16 protein-coding genes are annotated in these 15,006 nt (G+C 67.0%); 13 read left to right on the top strand and 3 right to left on the bottom strand.

Annotated features, from left to right (window positions below; translation table 11 throughout):
* Positions 1 to 7: 7 nt before the first annotated feature.
* Genes H8F27_RS06035 through H8F27_RS06025 form a run of 3 tightly spaced genes read left to right on the top strand, consistent with a single transcriptional unit; the run spans position 8 to position 2,540 of the window.
* Positions 8 to 553, top strand: a complete 546-nt coding sequence (locus H8F27_RS06035; RefSeq protein ID WP_197152164.1) for a hypothetical protein — start codon at positions 8 to 10, stop codon at positions 551 to 553.
* On the top strand, positions 550 to 879 hold the full coding sequence (locus tag H8F27_RS06030) for a hypothetical protein (protein WP_197152162.1): 330 nt from the start codon (positions 550 to 552) through the stop codon (positions 877 to 879). Before H8F27_RS06035 ends, H8F27_RS06030 begins: the two co-directional genes overlap by 4 nt.
* Positions 879 to 2,540 (top strand): AarF/ABC1/UbiB kinase family protein, encoded by a 1,662-nt coding sequence (locus H8F27_RS06025; protein ID WP_197153399.1) that lies wholly within the window; start codon positions 879 to 881, stop codon positions 2,538 to 2,540. The genes H8F27_RS06030 and H8F27_RS06025 overlap by 1 nt, the downstream gene beginning before the upstream one ends.
* A gap of 2 nt (positions 2,541 to 2,542) precedes the next feature.
* Here H8F27_RS06025 and eno read toward each other — a convergent pair whose 3' ends face one another.
* Positions 2,543 to 3,838 carry a phosphopyruvate hydratase gene (gene eno, locus H8F27_RS06020; protein WP_197152154.1) on the bottom strand — a complete coding sequence of 432 codons (1,296 nt, stop codon included), beginning with the start codon at positions 3,836 to 3,838 and terminating at the stop codon, positions 2,543 to 2,545.
* 68 nt (positions 3,839 to 3,906) lie between these two features.
* Between eno and gloA the strand changes: the two genes are divergently transcribed.
* From gloA to rplA, 6 genes are all read left to right on the top strand, one after another.
* The gene (gene gloA / locus H8F27_RS06015; protein ID WP_197152152.1) at positions 3,907 to 4,299 is read left to right on the top strand and encodes a lactoylglutathione lyase; all 393 of its coding nucleotides are present in this window, start codon (positions 3,907 to 3,909) and stop codon (positions 4,297 to 4,299) included.
* An 11-nt stretch (positions 4,300 to 4,310) separates the two neighbouring features.
* On the top strand, positions 4,311 to 7,001 hold the full coding sequence (locus H8F27_RS06010) for an ATP-dependent Clp protease ATP-binding subunit (protein WP_197152150.1): 2,691 nt from the start codon (positions 4,311 to 4,313) through the stop codon (positions 6,999 to 7,001).
* A 47-nt stretch (positions 7,002 to 7,048) separates the two neighbouring features.
* A complete protein-coding gene (gene secE / locus H8F27_RS06005; protein ID WP_197152141.1) occupies positions 7,049 to 7,297 on the top strand; it encodes a preprotein translocase subunit SecE in 249 nt (82 codons plus the stop codon).
* Positions 7,298 to 7,382: 85 nt separating this feature from the next.
* The gene (gene nusG / locus H8F27_RS06000) at positions 7,383 to 8,000 is read left to right on the top strand and encodes a transcription termination/antitermination protein NusG (protein WP_370594498.1); all 618 of its coding nucleotides are present in this window, start codon (positions 7,383 to 7,385) and stop codon (positions 7,998 to 8,000) included.
* Positions 8,001 to 8,103: 103 nt separating this feature from the next.
* Positions 8,104 to 8,529, top strand: coding sequence for a 50S ribosomal protein L11 (gene rplK, locus H8F27_RS05995; RefSeq protein WP_197152138.1), 426 nt, complete (start codon positions 8,104 to 8,106; stop codon positions 8,527 to 8,529).
* 100 nt (positions 8,530 to 8,629) lie between these two features.
* Positions 8,630 to 9,337 carry a 50S ribosomal protein L1 gene (rplA, locus tag H8F27_RS05990; RefSeq protein ID WP_197152136.1) on the top strand — a complete coding sequence of 236 codons (708 nt, stop codon included), beginning with the start codon at positions 8,630 to 8,632 and terminating at the stop codon, positions 9,335 to 9,337.
* Here the strand turns inward: rplA and H8F27_RS05985 are convergent.
* On the bottom strand, positions 9,321 to 10,829 hold the full coding sequence (locus tag H8F27_RS05985; RefSeq protein WP_231596546.1) for an ABC transporter permease subunit: 1,509 nt from the start codon (positions 10,827 to 10,829) through the stop codon (positions 9,321 to 9,323). The genes rplA and H8F27_RS05985 overlap by 17 nt on opposite strands.
* Before the next feature lie 271 nt (positions 10,830 to 11,100).
* On the opposite strand from H8F27_RS05985, the gene rplJ reads away from it, so the two are divergent.
* Positions 11,101 to 11,625, top strand: a complete 525-nt coding sequence (gene rplJ, locus H8F27_RS05980; RefSeq protein WP_197152134.1) for a 50S ribosomal protein L10 — start codon at positions 11,101 to 11,103, stop codon at positions 11,623 to 11,625.
* A 39-nt stretch (positions 11,626 to 11,664) separates the two neighbouring features.
* Positions 11,665 to 12,048 (top strand): 50S ribosomal protein L7/L12, encoded by a 384-nt coding sequence (rplL, locus tag H8F27_RS05975; RefSeq protein ID WP_197152132.1) that lies wholly within the window; start codon positions 11,665 to 11,667, stop codon positions 12,046 to 12,048.
* A 250-nt stretch (positions 12,049 to 12,298) separates the two neighbouring features.
* On the opposite strand, the gene H8F27_RS05970 is transcribed toward rplL, so the two are convergent.
* Positions 12,299 to 13,039, bottom strand: coding sequence for a DUF3747 domain-containing protein (locus tag H8F27_RS05970; RefSeq protein WP_231596545.1), 741 nt, complete (start codon positions 13,037 to 13,039; stop codon positions 12,299 to 12,301).
* Positions 13,040 to 13,077: 38 nt separating this feature from the next.
* Between H8F27_RS05970 and H8F27_RS05965 the strand changes: the two genes are divergently transcribed.
* Together H8F27_RS05965 and H8F27_RS05960 are read left to right on the top strand one after the other, a co-directional pair.
* Positions 13,078 to 13,818, top strand: coding sequence for a ribonuclease H (locus H8F27_RS05965; RefSeq protein WP_197152131.1), 741 nt, complete (start codon positions 13,078 to 13,080; stop codon positions 13,816 to 13,818).
* Positions 13,819 to 13,828: 10 nt separating this feature from the next.
* Entirely contained in the window at positions 13,829 to 15,001 is a 1,173-nt protein-coding gene (locus H8F27_RS05960) for a quinone-dependent dihydroorotate dehydrogenase (protein WP_197152129.1), read from the top strand.
* The last annotated feature ends 5 nt before the right edge of the window (positions 15,002 to 15,006 follow it).

Below are 15,006 nucleotides of genomic sequence, written 5' to 3'. Positions count from 1 at the left end.
TGGATCCATGGTCCTGGTTTCGTCCCGCCCCCAGCCCGGTAACAAGCCGGGTACCCAGCCCCGCTGGCAGCTGCCATTGCTGGTGGGAGTTTGCTTTGGCTTGGGTTACGGCGTGGCCAATCGCCTGCTTGCCCTGCAGCTACCTGCCTTTGTGAGGCTGGGACAGGGCTTTGAGGTGCGGCCCTTCCCTGGCCAGTCGCTGGAGAGCCTGCGCCTGCAGTTCGGCACCGAAGAGCAGGAGGTGCGCGGCAATCTCGAGCCCCTCGAGCCCGATTCCCAGCCCGGCGCCGACCAGTTCACAGATTCAGAATCCCCAGACCCAGCTGCCCCCGATCCAGCTGGCCCAGGTCAAGCTGGCCCAGATGCTGATTCCCTAGGGCTTCGGGCCGATCCAACCCTGCCGCTCGAAACCAGGTCTGCCGATTCCCCTCGGGCCTCCTCCCCCCCTTTCTCCTCGCCCCCCTCCCCTGCCTCGCCCGCCGCCGCGCCGCCGCCGCCGCGCTTGCCGAGCCCCGACCTGCCAAAGTCAACTCCAGACGCCGGACTGCCATGAGTGCGCCGCAACTCCTGCTTCAGGCTGCCGTCCATCGTCTTGGCGCCCGTCTCGGCAGTGGCCTGGTAGACGGGGCCGCCAACCTGGCCCTGCTGGCCCAGGATGCCCCCGAGCGGATCCGGCAGGAACTGCAGCTGTTCTGGGATGAGGTGGAGGCCGAGGCGGCCCGGATCGAGCGGGGTGAGGCTGGAGCCGGAGCTGGAGCTGGTGCTGGAGCCGGCGATCAGCCCCCTTCCCCTGAAGGGGTTCCGGATCCCCAGGATCAGATTGATGCCCTGCGCGCCAGGGTTGCGGCCATGGCCAGCCGCCTGGACAGCACTTCGTGATCCTGCTGCGGCCCCTGCGCATCTGGTGGTTAGCCCTGGCCCTGGTGCTGGGGCTCTGGTGGGACGCTCAGAGTTGGACCTACCTGGGCGGTGTCAGCGAAGAGCGTCAGCGGCGTCGCCAGGTGCGGCGGGCCCGCTGGCTCACCGACGAATTTCTGGCCCTGGGTTCGGCCTTCATCAAGCTCGGCCAGCTGCTCTCGGCCCGCCCTGACGTGTTGCCCGCCGAGCTGGTGGAGCAGCTGGCCACCCTGCAGGACCAGGTGCCTGCCTTTCCCTTCACCGTGGTTCAGGACCTGCTCGAGCAGGAACTGGGCGGCCGCTGCGCCGAGATAATCGACCTTGAGGCTGAACCCCTCGGTTCCGCCAGCCTGGCCCAGGTGCACCGGGCCAGCCTGCGCAGTGGCCGTCAGGTGGTGCTGAAGGTGCAGCGTCCAGGCCTGGAGCGCACCTTCCGACTCGATCTGCAGGTGCTCCAGCAGGTGGCCGCCGCCGTTCAGCGCCATCCCCGCTGGGGCCAGGGCCGCGACTGGATCGGCATCGCCCAGGAGTGCCGCAGGGTGTTGCTGCGGGAGCTGGATTTCCGCCTCGAAGCCGAACATGCGGCCCGTTTCCGCCAGCAGTTTCTCAGCGATCCCGGCATCCGGGTGCCAGCGGTGATTTGGGAGCTGAGCAGCCGGAGGGTGCTGTGTCTCGACTACCTGCCCGGCATCAAGATCACCGATCGGGCGGCCCTGCTGGCGGCGGGCATCGAGCCTGCCGCGGTGGCAGAGAAAGGCGCCGCCAGCTACCTGCAGCAGTTGGTGCGGTTCGGCTTTTTTCACGCCGACCCCCATCCGGGCAACCTGGCCGTGGCGGCCGATGGTGCGCTGATCTACTACGACTTCGGCATGATGGGCCAGCTCTCGAGTCGGCTGCAGGCTCGGCTCGGCAGCATGGTGCGGGCAGCAGCCGGCCGGGATGCCGCCGGCCTGGTCAATGAGCTGCAGCAGGCTGGCCTGATCGCCCCCGGCATTGACCCTGGGCCGGTGAGGCGCCTGGTGCGTGTGATGTTGGAGGAGGCCCTCACGCCGCCCTTCTCCGCCAATGTGCTGGAGCGGCTGTCGGGCGATCTCTATGACCTGGTCTACGGCCAGCCCTTTCGCCTGCCCCCTGAGCTGATTTTCGTGATGCGGGCCCTCACCACCTTTGAGGGGGTCGGCCGCAGCCTCGATGCCAGCTTTAGCTTGGTGGCGATTGCCCGCCCCTACCTGCTTCCTCTGATGACTTCAAGCGGTTCCGGCAGCGGCGGCGATCGGTTCGGCAACGAGCTGTTCAACGAAATCTCGCGCCAGGCGGCTGAGGTGGGCAGCCGCGCCCTGGGTATCCCCAAGCGCCTGGACGACAGCCTGGCCCGCATTGAGCAGGGCGACCTGCAGGTGCAGATCAGGGCCGGCGAAACCGATCGCCTGTTGCGTCGCCTCGCCCTGGCCCAGCAGGTTGCCGGCCAGTCCATGCTCCTGGCCGGCCTGGCCGTGGCAGCGGCCCTGCTGGCGGCCAGCAGCCGCCCCGCCCTCACCGCCATTCCCCTGGTAGGCGCCCTGCCGGTGGCCCTGAGCTGGTTGAAATTGCAGGGCCGGCTCAAGCGCGATGGCCGGCTCGATCAGCTGCCGGCTTCTCGCTGAGCTCAGGCTTTGCCGCGGGGGCCCCGGTCTTCGGCGCCGGCATACACCGCCTGGCTGCCGAGCTCATCTTCGATGCGCAGCAGCTGGTTGTACTTGGCTACCCGATCGGAGCGGCTGAGGGAGCCGGTTTTGATCTGGCCGGCGCGGGTAGCCACGGCCAGGTCGGCGATGGTGGTGTCTTCCGTTTCGCCGGAGCGGTGGCTGATCACGCTGGTGTAGCCGGCTTGGCCTGCTAGATCGATCGCCTGCAGGGTTTCGGTGAGCGAGCCGATCTGATTCACCTTGATCAGGATCGAGTTGGCCACGCCCAGGTCGATGCCCCGCTGCAGTCGGGTGGTGTTGGTCACAAACAGGTCGTCGCCCACCAGCTGCACCGTCTTGCCCAGCCGTTCGGTCAGCAGGGCCCAGCCCTCCCAGTCGTCTTCGGCGATGCCATCCTCGATTGACACGATCGGGAAGCGGCTGGCCAGTAGGGCCAGCTGGTCGACCATTTCGGCGCTGCTGTAGCTGCCGCCGCCGAAGTTGTAGCGGCCGTCCTTGAAAAACTCCGTACTGGCCACATCCAGGGCCAGGGAGATCTGGTCGCCGGGGCGATAGCCGGCCTTCTCGATCGCCTGGATCAGCAGCTCGCCGGCCGCATCGTTGCTGGCCAGGTTCGGGGCGAAGCCGCCCTCATCGCCAACGGCGGTGGAGAGGCCCTGGCTGCTCAGCAACCCCTTGAGCGTGTGGAACACCTCGGCGCCCATGCGCAGGGCTTCGCTGAAGCTGGCCGCGCCGTGGGGCACCAACATGAACTCCTGGAAGTCCATGTTGTTGGAGGCGTGGGCGCCGCCGTTGATCACGTTCATCAACGGTACCGGCAGCAGGTTGGCCAGCGGGCCTCCCAGGTAGCGGTAGAGGGGCAGGCCGACGCCGTTGGCGGCTGCCCGTGCGGTGGCCAGGCTCACTGCCAACACCGCATTGGCGCCGAGGCTGGATTTGTTGTCGCTGCCGTCCAGTTCGGCCATGGCGGCGTCGACGGCACTCTGGTCGAGGGCGCTGAGGCCGCAGAGGGCCGGCGCGATCCTCTCCTCGATGTTGCTGACGGCCCGGGTCACCCCTTTGCCGAAGTAGCGGTTGCCGCCGTCCCGCAGTTCGTGGGCCTCATGGGCGCCGGTGCTGGCGCCGCTGGGCACGATCGCCCTGCCACTGGCGCCGCCCTCCAGCATTACCTCGGCCTCCACGGTGGGGGTGCCGCGGGAATCAAGCACCTCCCGGGCCACAACGGTGTCGATCACTAGGTCGAGGGAGTCGATCACGTGGGTCGTCGGCTGTTGTCTTTGAGGCGATCCTATGATTGGAAGTTGGCAGCCAATCGGGTGGATCGATGCGAATGCTGCACACCATGCTCCGGGTGGGGGATCTGGATCGCTCCCTTCTCTTCTATACGGAGGTGCTGGGCATGGACCTGCTGCGCCGTAAGGACTACCCCTCGGGCCGGTTCACCCTGGCCTTCGTGGGCTACGGCGACGAGAGTGACACCACCGTGCTGGAGCTCACCCACAACTGGGATATCAGCCACTACGAGCTCGGCAGTGCCTACGGCCACATTGCCTTGGGGGTGGATGACATCTACACCACCTGTGCTGCGATCGCGGCAAAGGGGGGCAAGGTGGTGCGCGAACCCGGGCCCATGAAGCACGGCAACACGGTGATTGCCTTCGTGGAGGATCCTGATGGGTACAAGGTGGAGCTGATCCAGATCTCTGCTCCAGGCTGATCCCAAAGCCCATGTCCCCAAGCCTCACCAGCGACCCCGATCGCTTCAGCGATGACGGCTGGGAGCTGCTCCTGGCTGCTCAGGACACTGCTCGCCGCTGGCGCCATGGCGCCATGGACGTGGAGCACCTGCTGCAGACCCTGCTGTCGGAGCGGCGCTTTGACCGCTGGCTGGATCCCCTGCCCCTCGATCCAGACCGGCTGCTGGATCGGCTGGAGAGCTTCTGTGCCGACCAGCCCAGCGCCAACGGGCCGGAGCTGTACATCGGCGATGCCCTGGAAGATCTGCTGGAGGCTGCCGAGCGCTGCAGGGTCGCCTGGGGAGCCCCCTTGCTGGATGTGCCCCAGCTGTTGGTAGCCCTGGTGGGGGATCCCAGGATCGGAGCCTCCCTGCTGGTGCCGGAGGGCCTCAGTGAAGACCTGTTGCGGCGCCAGTTCTGCCCGGACGACTGGATAGACAGGCCCCCACTCCCCACCCCCCCAGCTCCTCCACCTGCCACCGCTGCTGGCCCTGTTGCTGGCCCTGCTGCCCCAGCCCCCGAGCTGCGCCTGGAACCCGAGCCCCCAGGCTCCTCCGAGCCAGCCGAGGCCTGCGCCCTGGAGCGCTACGGCCGCGACCTCACCGCCGCGGCCCGCGCCGGCGAGCTCGATCCGGTCATCGGCCGCGACCTGGAGATGCGTCGGCTGATCCAGGTGCTCTCCCGCCGCAGCAAGAACAATCCGGTGCTGATCGGCGAGCCCGGCGTCGGCAAGACCGCCGTGGCTGAGTTGCTGGCCCAGCGGATCGTGGCCGGCGAGGTGCCCGATTCACTTCTGGGCCTGCGGCTGGTGGCGCTGGATCTGGGCGCCCTGATCGCCGGCGCCAAGTTTCGCGGCCAGTTTGAGGAGCGCCTGCGCGCCGTGCTCAAGGAGGTGCGCGACGCCGATGCGGTGGCCGGTGCGGCCGGCGTGGTGCTCTTCATTGATGAGCTGCACACGGTGGTGAGCAGCGACCGTTCCACCGCCGATGCCGCCAGCGTGCTCAAGCCCGCCCTGGCCCAGGGGTACCTGCGCTGCATCGGTGCCACCACCCCGGAGGACTACCGCCGCAGCATCGAGAAGGATCCAGGCCTGGAGCGGCGCTTCCAGCAGGTGCTGATCAAGGAGCCCGGGCCAGATACCAGCGTGGAGATCCTGCGGGGACTGAAGGAGCGCTACGAGCTGCACCACGGTGTGGCGATCACCGACCAGGCCCTGGTGGCGGCGGCCCGGCTGGCCGATCGCTACATCACCGACCGGGCCCTGCCCGATTCGGCGATCGATCTGGTGGATGAAGCGGCCGCCCAGCTGCGCATGGAGGTCACCTCCAAGCCCCAGCTCGTGGAGGCGGCGGAAGCGGAGCTGCGCCGGGTGGAGCTGGCCCTGCTCTCGGCTGAGGCGTCACCCCAGCAGGAAAGGGTGCAGTGGCAGGAGCAGCGGCGCCGGGCCACCGAGGCCCTCCAGGAGGTGCAGCAGCGCTGGCAGGCCGAGCGGGAGCGGCTGGCTGAACTGCGGCAACTGCTGCAGCAGGATGAAGACCTGCGCACGGCGATCGCCGAAGCCGAGCGCGAGGGCGACTACGAGGAGGCGGCCCGGCTGCAGCACGACCAGCTCTACGGGCTGCAGCAGCGCCGCGAAACCCTCGAGGCCGAACTCCAGGCCGAACCAATCCTGCGGGAGCAGGTGGAGGAGGGCGACATTGCCGATGTGGTGGCCCGTTGGACCGGTATTCCGGTGCAGCGGTTGCTGGCCGGCGAGCGTCAGAAGTTGCTCGAGCTCGAGGCCAGGCTCGGCGAGCGGGTGATTGGCCAGCCGACGGCGGTGGCTGCCGTGGCCGCGGCGATTCGCCGGGCCCGGGCCGGCATGCAGTCCCCCACCAGGCCGGTGGGCTCCTTCCTGTTTTTGGGACCCACCGGCGTCGGTAAGACCGAGTTGGCCAAGGCTCTGGCGGCGGCCCTCTTCGATGAGGACGAAGCCCTGGTGCGGCTCGACATGAGTGAATTCATGGAGCGCAATGCCGTGGCCCGGTTGGTGGGGGCGCCGCCCGGCTACGTGGGTTATGAGGAGGGAGGCCAGCTGACCGAGGCTGTGCGGCGCAGGCCCTATGCGGTGCTGCTGCTCGATGAGGTGGAGAAGGCCCATCCCGAGGTGTTCAACCTGCTGCTGCAGGTGCTCGATGACGGCCGCCTCACCGATTCCCAGGGCCGCACGGTCGATTTCCGCCACACGGTGGTGATCATGACGAGCAACCTGGCCAGCCGCGCCATCCTGGAAAACGCCAGGGCCGGCGGCGACCCTGACGAGCGGGAGCAGGCCTTGGAGCAGGCCGTTGACCAGGCCCTGGCTGCCCAGTTTCGACCGGAATTTCTCAACCGCATCGACGAGGTGATCCGCTTCAGTCCCCTGGCCCCGGCCGATCTGCAGCGCATCGTGCGCTTGCAGCTGGCCGAGCTGGCCCGGCTGCTGGCGGAGCAGCACCTCCAGCTGGAGGTGCCCGAGCCGGTGGTACAGGCCCTGGCCGAGCAGGGCTATGAGCCCGAATATGGGGCCAGGCCCCTGCGGCGGGTGCTGCGCCGCCAGCTGGAGAACCCTCTGGCCACCGAGCTGCTGGCGGAACGCTTCAGCGGTGCCCAGGGCGTGCGTGTGGTGGCCGGCAACCCCCTTACCTTTGAGCCCCTCGGGTAGGGTGTTCGTTTGCCGATCCGCGCGGACGCCACCGTGCGCAAGCGCCAGTGGATTCCGACTCCCCCCAACCCGATTCCCCAAGCCCTGAACAGGCCACCCCGGCTGCCGAGTCATCGGCCGTTCCTGGGGGCTTTGTCGCCGCAACCCTGGCGGAGTTGCGCAAGGTTGTCTGGCCCAGCCGCCAGCAGCTGTTCAGCGAATCGGTGGCCGTCATCTTGATGGTGAGCATCTCGGCTGCGGCGATCGCTGCGCTGGATCGTTTTTACGGCTGGGCGTCCAGTCAGGTGTTTGGTTGAACCCTTGTTGTTTGCTGTCCCGTCCGTCGATTCCGTTCTTGCCGTGAACCCCGTGTCCGAGCCCCTGACCGAGCCCCTTAGCGAGGTGGTGAGCCCCCTCGATCTTCAAGAAGCGCCGGCCGCTGGCGGTGAGAAGCTCCAGGTGGCTCGCTGGTATGCGGTGCAGGTGGCCTCCAGCTGCGAGAAGAAGGTGAAGGCCACGCTCGAGCAGCGGGCCGTCACCCTGGGGGTCGACAACCGCATCCTCGAGATCGAGATCCCCCAGACCCCGGGGGTGAAGCTCAAAAAAGATGGCACCCGCCAGAGCACCGAGGAGAAGGTATTCCCGGGCTATGTGCTGGTGCGGATGGTGCTCGATGAGGACACGATGATGGCGGTGCGCAGCACCCCCAATGTGATCAATTTCGTGGGGGCCGAAGAGCGCCGTGCTACCTCCAAGGCCCGCGGCCACATCAAGCCCCGGCCCCTGAGCCGCAACGAGGTCGACCGGATCTTCAAGCGGGCGGCCGAGAAGAAGGCCGTCGTCAAGGTGGATCTCACCGAGGGCGACCAGATTCTGGTCACGGCAGGTCCGTTCAAAGACTTCCAGGGCGAGGTGATCGAGGTGTCGGGTGAGCGCAACAAGCTCAAGGCCCTGCTCTCGATTTTCGGCCGGGAGACCCCGGTGGAACTGGAGTTTTCCCAGATCAGCAAACAGAGCTAGGCCCTGGCCCTGCCCAGCGGCCGTCTCCCTGCGGAGGACGGCCCTCACCCCACACCTCCACTACCTGGGGGTCATCCGCAGATCCGCCCCGTAGCCTCAGACGATGGCCAAGAAAGTCGTAGCCGTGATCAAGCTGGCCCTCCAGGCCGGCAAAGCCAACCCCGCGCCGCCGGTGGGCCCTGCCCTCGGCCAGCACGGCGTCAACATCATGGCGTTCTGCAAGGAGTACAACGCCCGCACCCAGGAGAAGGCCGGCTATGTGATTCCGGTGGAGATTTCGGTCTTTGAAGACCGCAGCTTCACCTTCATCACCAAGACCCCGCCAGCTTCCGTGCTGATCACCAAGGCTGCCGGCATTGAGAAGGGTGCCGCCACCTCCGCCAAGGGGGCCGTGGGTGCCATTTCCCGTGCCCAGCTCGAGGAGATCGCCAAGACCAAGCTGCCCGACCTCAACTGCACAACCGTGGAGTCGGCCATGCGCATTATCGAAGGCACCGCCCGCAACATGGGCGTCGCCGTCAACGACTAATCCCGACTAATCCCCACCTATCCGGGGGAGATCCAGGCAACCCTGACCAGTCCATCTGTTCAACGGCCAAGCCCTGAATCGCCCGCACCCCATCCTCACCATGACGAAAATTTCTAAGCGCTTCGCTGCCCTCAGAGCCACGGTCGAAGACCGCAGCTACACCCCCCTCGAGGCGATTGAGCTGGTCAAGACCAACGCCACCGCCAAGTTTGATGAAACCGTCGAGGCCCATGTGCGCCTCGGCATCGATCCCAAGTACACAGACCAGCAGCTGCGAACCACCGTCGCCCTGCCCCACGGCACCGGCCAGACCATCCGCATCGCCGTGATCGCCCGCGGTGAGGCAGTGGCTGCCGCCAAGGCCGCCGGCGCCGACCTGGCCGGCGACGACGATCTGGTCGACCAGATCGCCAAGGGCGCAATGGACTTCGACCTGCTGATTGCCACCCCGGACATGATGCCGAAGGTGGCCAAGCTGGGCCGGGTGCTCGGCCCCCGCGGCCTGATGCCAAACCCCAAGGCCGGCACCGTCACCACCGACCTGGCCGGCGCCATCAACGAGTTCAAGGCTGGCAAGCTGGAGTTTCGGGCCGACCGGGCCGGCATCGTGCACGTGCGCTTCGGCAAGGCCAGCTTCGATTCGGCCAAGCTGCTCGACAACCTCAAGGCCCTGCAGGAGACCATCGACCGCAACAAGCCCAGCGGCGCCAAAGGCCGCTACTGGAGGAGCCTGTATGTGACCTCCACCATGGGCCCTTCGGTGGAAGTCGACTTCTCGGCCCTGCAGGACATCAAGCAGGACGCCTGAGTCTCCGTTCCAGCTGCTTGAACAGCAGCGATGCGGCGGTGGTCATCACCAGGTACACCAGGGCTACCGCCAGATACACCTCAAAGGCCCGGTAGCTGGTGGCCACCACCAGCTGCCCCTGGCGGAACAGTTCATTGAAGCCGATCACCGCCGCCAGGCTGGTGTCCTTGATCAGGGTGATGAACTCATTGGCCAGGGAGGGCAGCACCCGCTGCAGGGCCTGGGGCAGAATCACCATCTGCAAGCTGGGGATGGGCCGTAGTCCGAGGGCTTTGGCCGCTTCCCATTGGCCGCGCTCAATCGAGCTGATCCCTGCCCGCAGGGTCTCGGCCAGGTAGGCCGCCCCGTTTAGCCCCAGGGCCAGTACGGCGGCGGCGAAGCGGTCCATCTGGAGGGTGAGCCCCAATTGCTGGGCCAGTGCCGGCACGCCGAAATAGATCACGAACAGCTGCACCAGGATCGGTGTGCCGCGAAAGAAGTCGACGTAGACCCGGCTGCAGCGCTGAACCAGCGGATTTGTTCTCAGCAGCCCGGTCGCCACCAGGGCCGCACCGATCAGGCTCACGCCGAAGGAGCAGAGGGTGAGGGCCAGCGTCACCCCGGCGCCGCGGAGCAGATTGCGCAGCAACTGCATCAAGTCGAGCCTCGCACTGCCGCTGCGGCTGTCGAGGGCCGGGGCGCGTGGCGGCAGTGAAGGGGGAGCCTGGCCAAACCAGCGCTGGTAGATGCGGGCGTAGCTCCCATCGGCCAGGAGCTGGCCCAGGGCCCGGTTCACCGGGGAACTCAGCGGAGAGCCCTTGGGGAAGGCGATGCCGTAGAAGTCGGAGGTGAGGGGCTTGCCGGCGATCTCAATCCCCTTGAGCTCAGCGGTTTCAATCGCGTAGAGGGTGGCGGGCAGGTCATTGACGTAGGCCTCCACATTCCCGTTCAGCAGTTCCTGCAGGGCCAGGGGGCCTGAATCAAAGGTGCTGAGCCTGGCGCCGGGTACGGCAGCCATGGCCTTGGCTCCGGTGGAGCCGATCTGCACGGCGATCGTGCGACCTTCGAGATCCTTGATGGTGCTGATGCCCTGGGTGCCTTCCCGCACCACGATGCCCAGGCCGGCGGCGAAATAGGGCCGCGAGAAGTCGACCGTCTCGGCCCGCTCCGCGGTGATCGTCATGGCGCTGATCGCCAGGTCGAGGTTGCGCACCTGGAGGGCGGGGATCAGGCCATCGAAGGGCAGGGGGGTGAGTTGGAGGCGGTGCCCACTGCGTTTGGCGATGGCTTCGATCAGCTCGATGTCGAAGCCGCGCAGTTTGCCGCTGTCGCCATCCGTGAAGCCGAAGGGGGCGTAGCTCGGATCGGTGCCCACGTTCCAGAGCGGCTTGGCCCGCCCCGGCGCAGCCAGAGCGAGGCCCAGGGCCAGCAGCAGGGCCAGCAGCAGGGCCAGCAGCAGGGCCAGCAGCAGGCTGGGCAGCAGCACCGCCATCCGGCGAGCAGGAGGGAGCATGGGTCGGGGATTGGTTGGGGAACGGTCAGGGAATGGTCGCTGTGTAGTGTGGATCGCTGGCTTAGGCCAGAAGGGCACGCGCCCTACCCCTGACAGCAGGTGGGTTCACGCCCGTAAGTCCTGCCGAGGTGATCGCGACAGGTTTGGCTCCAGGCAGGATTCGTCCGACCGGGTGGCAGAACAGGCAGCGGCCTCGAGTTGATCCCCCCAAGGAGGGCTTCAGCGTCCCGGGCTGCGTTCCCCGCTTGTTCCCCCGATCCGTTCCTTCCCTATGGGCCGCACTCTGGAGAACAAGCAACAGATCGTCGAAGAGCTCAAGGGGCTCCTCGGCGAGGCCGAAATGGCGCTGGTTCTTGATTTCAAGGGCCTGACCATCAAGGAGATGTCTGATCTGCGGACCCGTCTGCAGGCCAGTAACGGCGTGTGCAAGGTGACCAAAAACACCTTGATGCGCCGGGCCATTGATGGCGATAGCGCCTGGTCGAATCTCGATTCCCTGCTCACCGGCACCAATGCCTTCGTGCTCGTCAAGGGCGACGTGGGTGGTGCGGTGAAGGCCGTGCAGTCCTTCCAAAAGGACACGAAGAAGTCGGATGTGAAGGGCGGCCTTTTCGAAGGTCAGCTCCTTTCCCAGAACGACATCAAGGCCATCGGGGATCTGCCCTCCAAGGAGGTGCTCATGGCCCAGATCGCCGGTGCGATCAACGCCGTGGCCACCAAGCTGGCCGTGGGTATCAACGAGGTTCCGTCCGGTCTTGCCCGGGCGCTCAACCAGCACGCCGAAGGCGGCAGCTGAGCTCAAGCGACTTCCCCTTTCTGTTGCTGATTCCCAACCATGTCTGCTACAACCGACCAAATTCTCGAATCACTCAAAACCCTCTCGCTGCTTGAGGCTTCCGAGCTCGTCAAGCAGATCGAAGAGGCCTTTGGCGTGTCTGCCGCCGCATCCGCTGGCGTGGTGATGGCCGCAGCTCCCGCAGCTGCTGCTGAAGCCGTTGAAGAGCAGACCGAATTCGACGTCATGCTCGACAGCTTTGACGCCGCCGCCAAGATCAAGGTGCTCAAGGCCGTCCGCGAGGTCACTGGCCTCGGCTTGGGCGAAGCTAAGGCCCTAGTTGAAAGCGCTCCATGCGCCATCAAGGAAGGCATCGCCAAAGGCGACGCCGAAGCGATCAAAAAGGCTGTTGAAGAAGTTGGCGGCAAGGTCACCATCAAATGACTCCCAGGCCGCTTGCGGCCCTGCCAGCCTCGACGCCCTCGGCCGGCCCCATCGCGGGGCCGGTTTTTTATGGACTCCGTTCTGAGACCAGGCAAAAAAAAGCCCCGCCGAAGGCAGGGCTTTGAGCTGGAACGATTCTGGGAGTCTTGCCTCGTTTCGACCCCGGAAGAGCGTTCCCACTCCTCACACCCCAGAAATTTAACGGTGGGATGGGGGTGGGGCCAGCTCAGGGAGGCCTCTCTGCCAACTGTCACTCGCTGAAGGGGATCACCGGCAGGCGGATCGGCCCCTGGGCGAGCAGCTTGCTGCGCTCAGCCCTGGTGGGTTCAGGCGGCAGCGGCGGGGGCGCCATCGGTGGCTGGGCTCTCGTCGCCAGGGAGCCATTGGCACTGGCCAGCAGCAGGGGCAGGGGGATGGGGTTGGCGAAGTAGACGTGGTTGAGGGTCTGGGCGTTGAAGCTGCGTCGCTGCAGGTCCCAGCCAGGTTCGAGTGTCAGCGCCACAAAGCCATTCTTGTCACGCAGGGGCACCTGGGCTCTGCCCACCACCAGCACGGTTGCGTCGCTGGGGGTGCTGGCCTCCAGCCGCAGTTCCGCTCCGCTCTGGCGCAGCTGCAGCCGGTAGCGGCTGGCCAGATCCTGATCGCCGATGCGCAGGGAGTAGCCGTTGCTGTCGAGGTAGCGGTTGCAGATACCGGTGAAGTTGAAGCGGTTCAGGGCCGGCTCGGTGAGCCCGTCAGGACGCTGCTCCCAGCAGAGGGGCTGGGGCCTGATCTGTTCCAGCACCACCAGGCTCCAGCTGCTGGTGCCCACTGGGCGGGCCAGCACGGCGAAACGGCTGCCATCCAGCGGCTGGCTGGTGAACATGTTGGCAGCCTGGGCCCAGGGGCTGATCGCGGCCAGGCCCAGGGCGGCCAGGGGCAGGTAGGTTCGTTGTAGTCGGCGCCTGGTTGGGCCTGGGGTGGGGCAGACCATGGCAGGGCGTGAACGCAAACAGAAGTGCTCTCTAGCGAATTTTTGGAGGTTGTCCAGTGGCTGCTGAGCCGGTGCGCGTGGTGGCAGCTGCCTGTGACGGAGCCTGCAGTGGCAATCCCGGCCCAGGGGGCTGGGGTGCCCTGCTGCGTTTCGAGGATGGCTCGGTGCATGAAATGGGTGGTGCCGAGCGGGCCACCACCAACAACCGCATGGAGTTGACGGCGGCCCTGGCCCTGTTGGAGGCCATCAAGGAGCTGCCCCACGATTCCGGCCTGACGATCCGCACCGACAGCCGCTATCTGATTGATGGCTACAGCAAGTGGATCCAGGGCTGGAAGCGCAAGGGCTGGCGCACGGCCTCCGGTGGCGTGGTGCTCAACCGGGACCTGTGGGAACAGCTGGATCAGGCCCGGCTGCCGGGGGTGGAGCTGGTGCATGTCAAAGGGCACAGCGGTGATCCCGACAACGACCGCTGCGATGCCATCGCCGTGGCCTTCTCCCATGGCCAGATGCCTGCCATGGCGGCTGGGGAGGTGGTGGCCAGCGCCAGGATCGAAGCCGATGTGCCGCCGCCTGGCCTGCAACAGCTGCTCAGCCGGCTGGAACTGGCCGACCGCCTCGCCGACCAGGGCTACGGCCTCAATTTGGTGGAACTGGCCCAGCTGGTAGAGCAGCCTTTGCAGCAGCTGGAAAGCCGCAGCGATCCCTGGGTGTGGCGGGATTGGCAAGTGCTGCCCCTGGGGGGTGGGCGCTGGCGTTTGCAGAGGAACGCGGGAGGATTGGCGGATCGGGAGTAGGCGGCGGGCGATGGCGAATCCAGCTGGGGCAACCAATACAGGTGCTCTCTATCAGCGGTTGCTGGGCCCCCTGCTCAGCCGCGATGAGGGCGCCGATGCCGAGCAACTGAGCCAACTCACCCTCACGGCCCTGGGCCAGGCCTCCTTGCGGCGAACCTGGCCCATCGTCAGCGGCGCCCTGGCTGGCCTGGCGGCGGAGTTGCAGCACCCCGATCCCAGGCTGGAACAGAGCCTGTTCGGCTGCCGCTTCGCCAATCCGGTGGGCCTGGCCGCCGGTTTTGACAAAAATGGGGCGGCGGCTGCCATCTGGCACCTCTTCGGCTTCGGCTTTGCCGAGGTGGGCACGGTGACCTGGCACGGCCAGCCGGGCAATCCCAGGCCGCGGCTGTTTCGGCTGGCGGCGGAGCGGGCGGCCCTGAACCGGATGGGTTTCAACAACGATGGGGCCCAGGTGCTGCGCCGCACCCTGGAGCGCCAGCAGTTGCCCCCGCCCGGTCGGCGCCCTGCCGTGTTGGGGATCAACCTGGGCAAATCGAAGCTCACCTCGCTGGAGCTGGCTCCAGACGACTACGCCTCCTCGCTTGAGCTGCTGGCGCCCCTGGCCGACTACGCCGTGATCAACGTCAGCTCGCCCAACACGCCCGGCCTGCGGGAGCTCCAGGAGGAAACCCTGCTGCGGCGCCTGGTGGAGCGGCTGCGGCGGCTCCCGGCCTGTCCGCCGCTGCTGGTAAAGATCGCCCCCGACCTCGAGGACGACGCCATCGATGCGATTGCCCGGATCGCCTACGAGGAGGGATTGGCCGGGGTGATTGCCGTGAATACAAGCCTCAACCGCTTTGGCCTGGAGCAGCGCCGCTTGGCCCAGACCGGCCGCACCCTGGCCCAGGAGGCCGGCGGGCTCAGCGGTGCCCCCCTGCGGGCCCGGGCCCTGGAGGTGTTGCGGCGGCTGCGGGCCACGGCCGGCCCTGCCCTGCCCCTGATCGGAGTGGGCGGCATCGATTCGCCTGAAAGCGCCTGGGAGCGGATCGCCGCCGGGGCGTCCCTGGTGCAGGTCTACACCGGCTGGATCTACTCGGGGCCGGCCCTGGTGCCTCAGATCCTGGCGGGTCTGGCATGCCAACTCGAGCGCCATGGTCTGGCCCATATCGGCGCAGCTGTGGGCTCCGGCCTGGCCTGGCGGTGAACTCT

It is taken from the genome of Synechococcus sp. CBW1108 (assembly GCF_015840335.1).
GTDB lineage: Bacteria > Cyanobacteriota > Cyanobacteriia > PCC-6307 > Cyanobiaceae > Cyanobium_A.
Note: the sequence above shows the minus strand (reverse complement) of the source record. Positions and strands in the feature narration are given on the sequence as shown.

Excerpts from the sequence above, each read along its gene's own strand:
- H8F27_RS05960 (WP_197152129.1), top strand. The coding sequence starts at position 13,829 with ATGGCGAATCCAGCTGGGGCAACCAATACAGGTGCTCTCTATCAGCGG.
- rplL (WP_197152132.1), top strand. The coding sequence starts at position 11,665 with ATGTCTGCTACAACCGACCAAATTCTCGAATCACTCAAAACCCTCTCG.
- H8F27_RS06010 (WP_197152150.1), top strand. The coding sequence starts at position 4,311 with ATGTCCCCAAGCCTCACCAGCGACCCCGATCGCTTCAGCGATGACGGC.
- H8F27_RS06030 (WP_197152162.1), top strand. The coding sequence starts at position 550 with ATGAGTGCGCCGCAACTCCTGCTTCAGGCTGCCGTCCATCGTCTTGGC.
- gloA (WP_197152152.1), top strand. The coding sequence starts at position 3,907 with ATGCGAATGCTGCACACCATGCTCCGGGTGGGGGATCTGGATCGCTCC.
- rplJ (WP_197152134.1), top strand. The coding sequence starts at position 11,101 with ATGGGCCGCACTCTGGAGAACAAGCAACAGATCGTCGAAGAGCTCAAG.
- H8F27_RS05985 (WP_231596546.1), bottom strand. The coding sequence starts at position 10,829 with ATGCTCCCTCCTGCTCGCCGGATGGCGGTGCTGCTGCCCAGCCTGCTG.
- H8F27_RS06035 (WP_197152164.1), top strand. The coding sequence starts at position 8 with ATGGTCCTGGTTTCGTCCCGCCCCCAGCCCGGTAACAAGCCGGGTACC.
- rplK (WP_197152138.1), top strand. The coding sequence starts at position 8,104 with ATGGCCAAGAAAGTCGTAGCCGTGATCAAGCTGGCCCTCCAGGCCGGC.
- rplA (WP_197152136.1), top strand. The coding sequence starts at position 8,630 with ATGACGAAAATTTCTAAGCGCTTCGCTGCCCTCAGAGCCACGGTCGAA.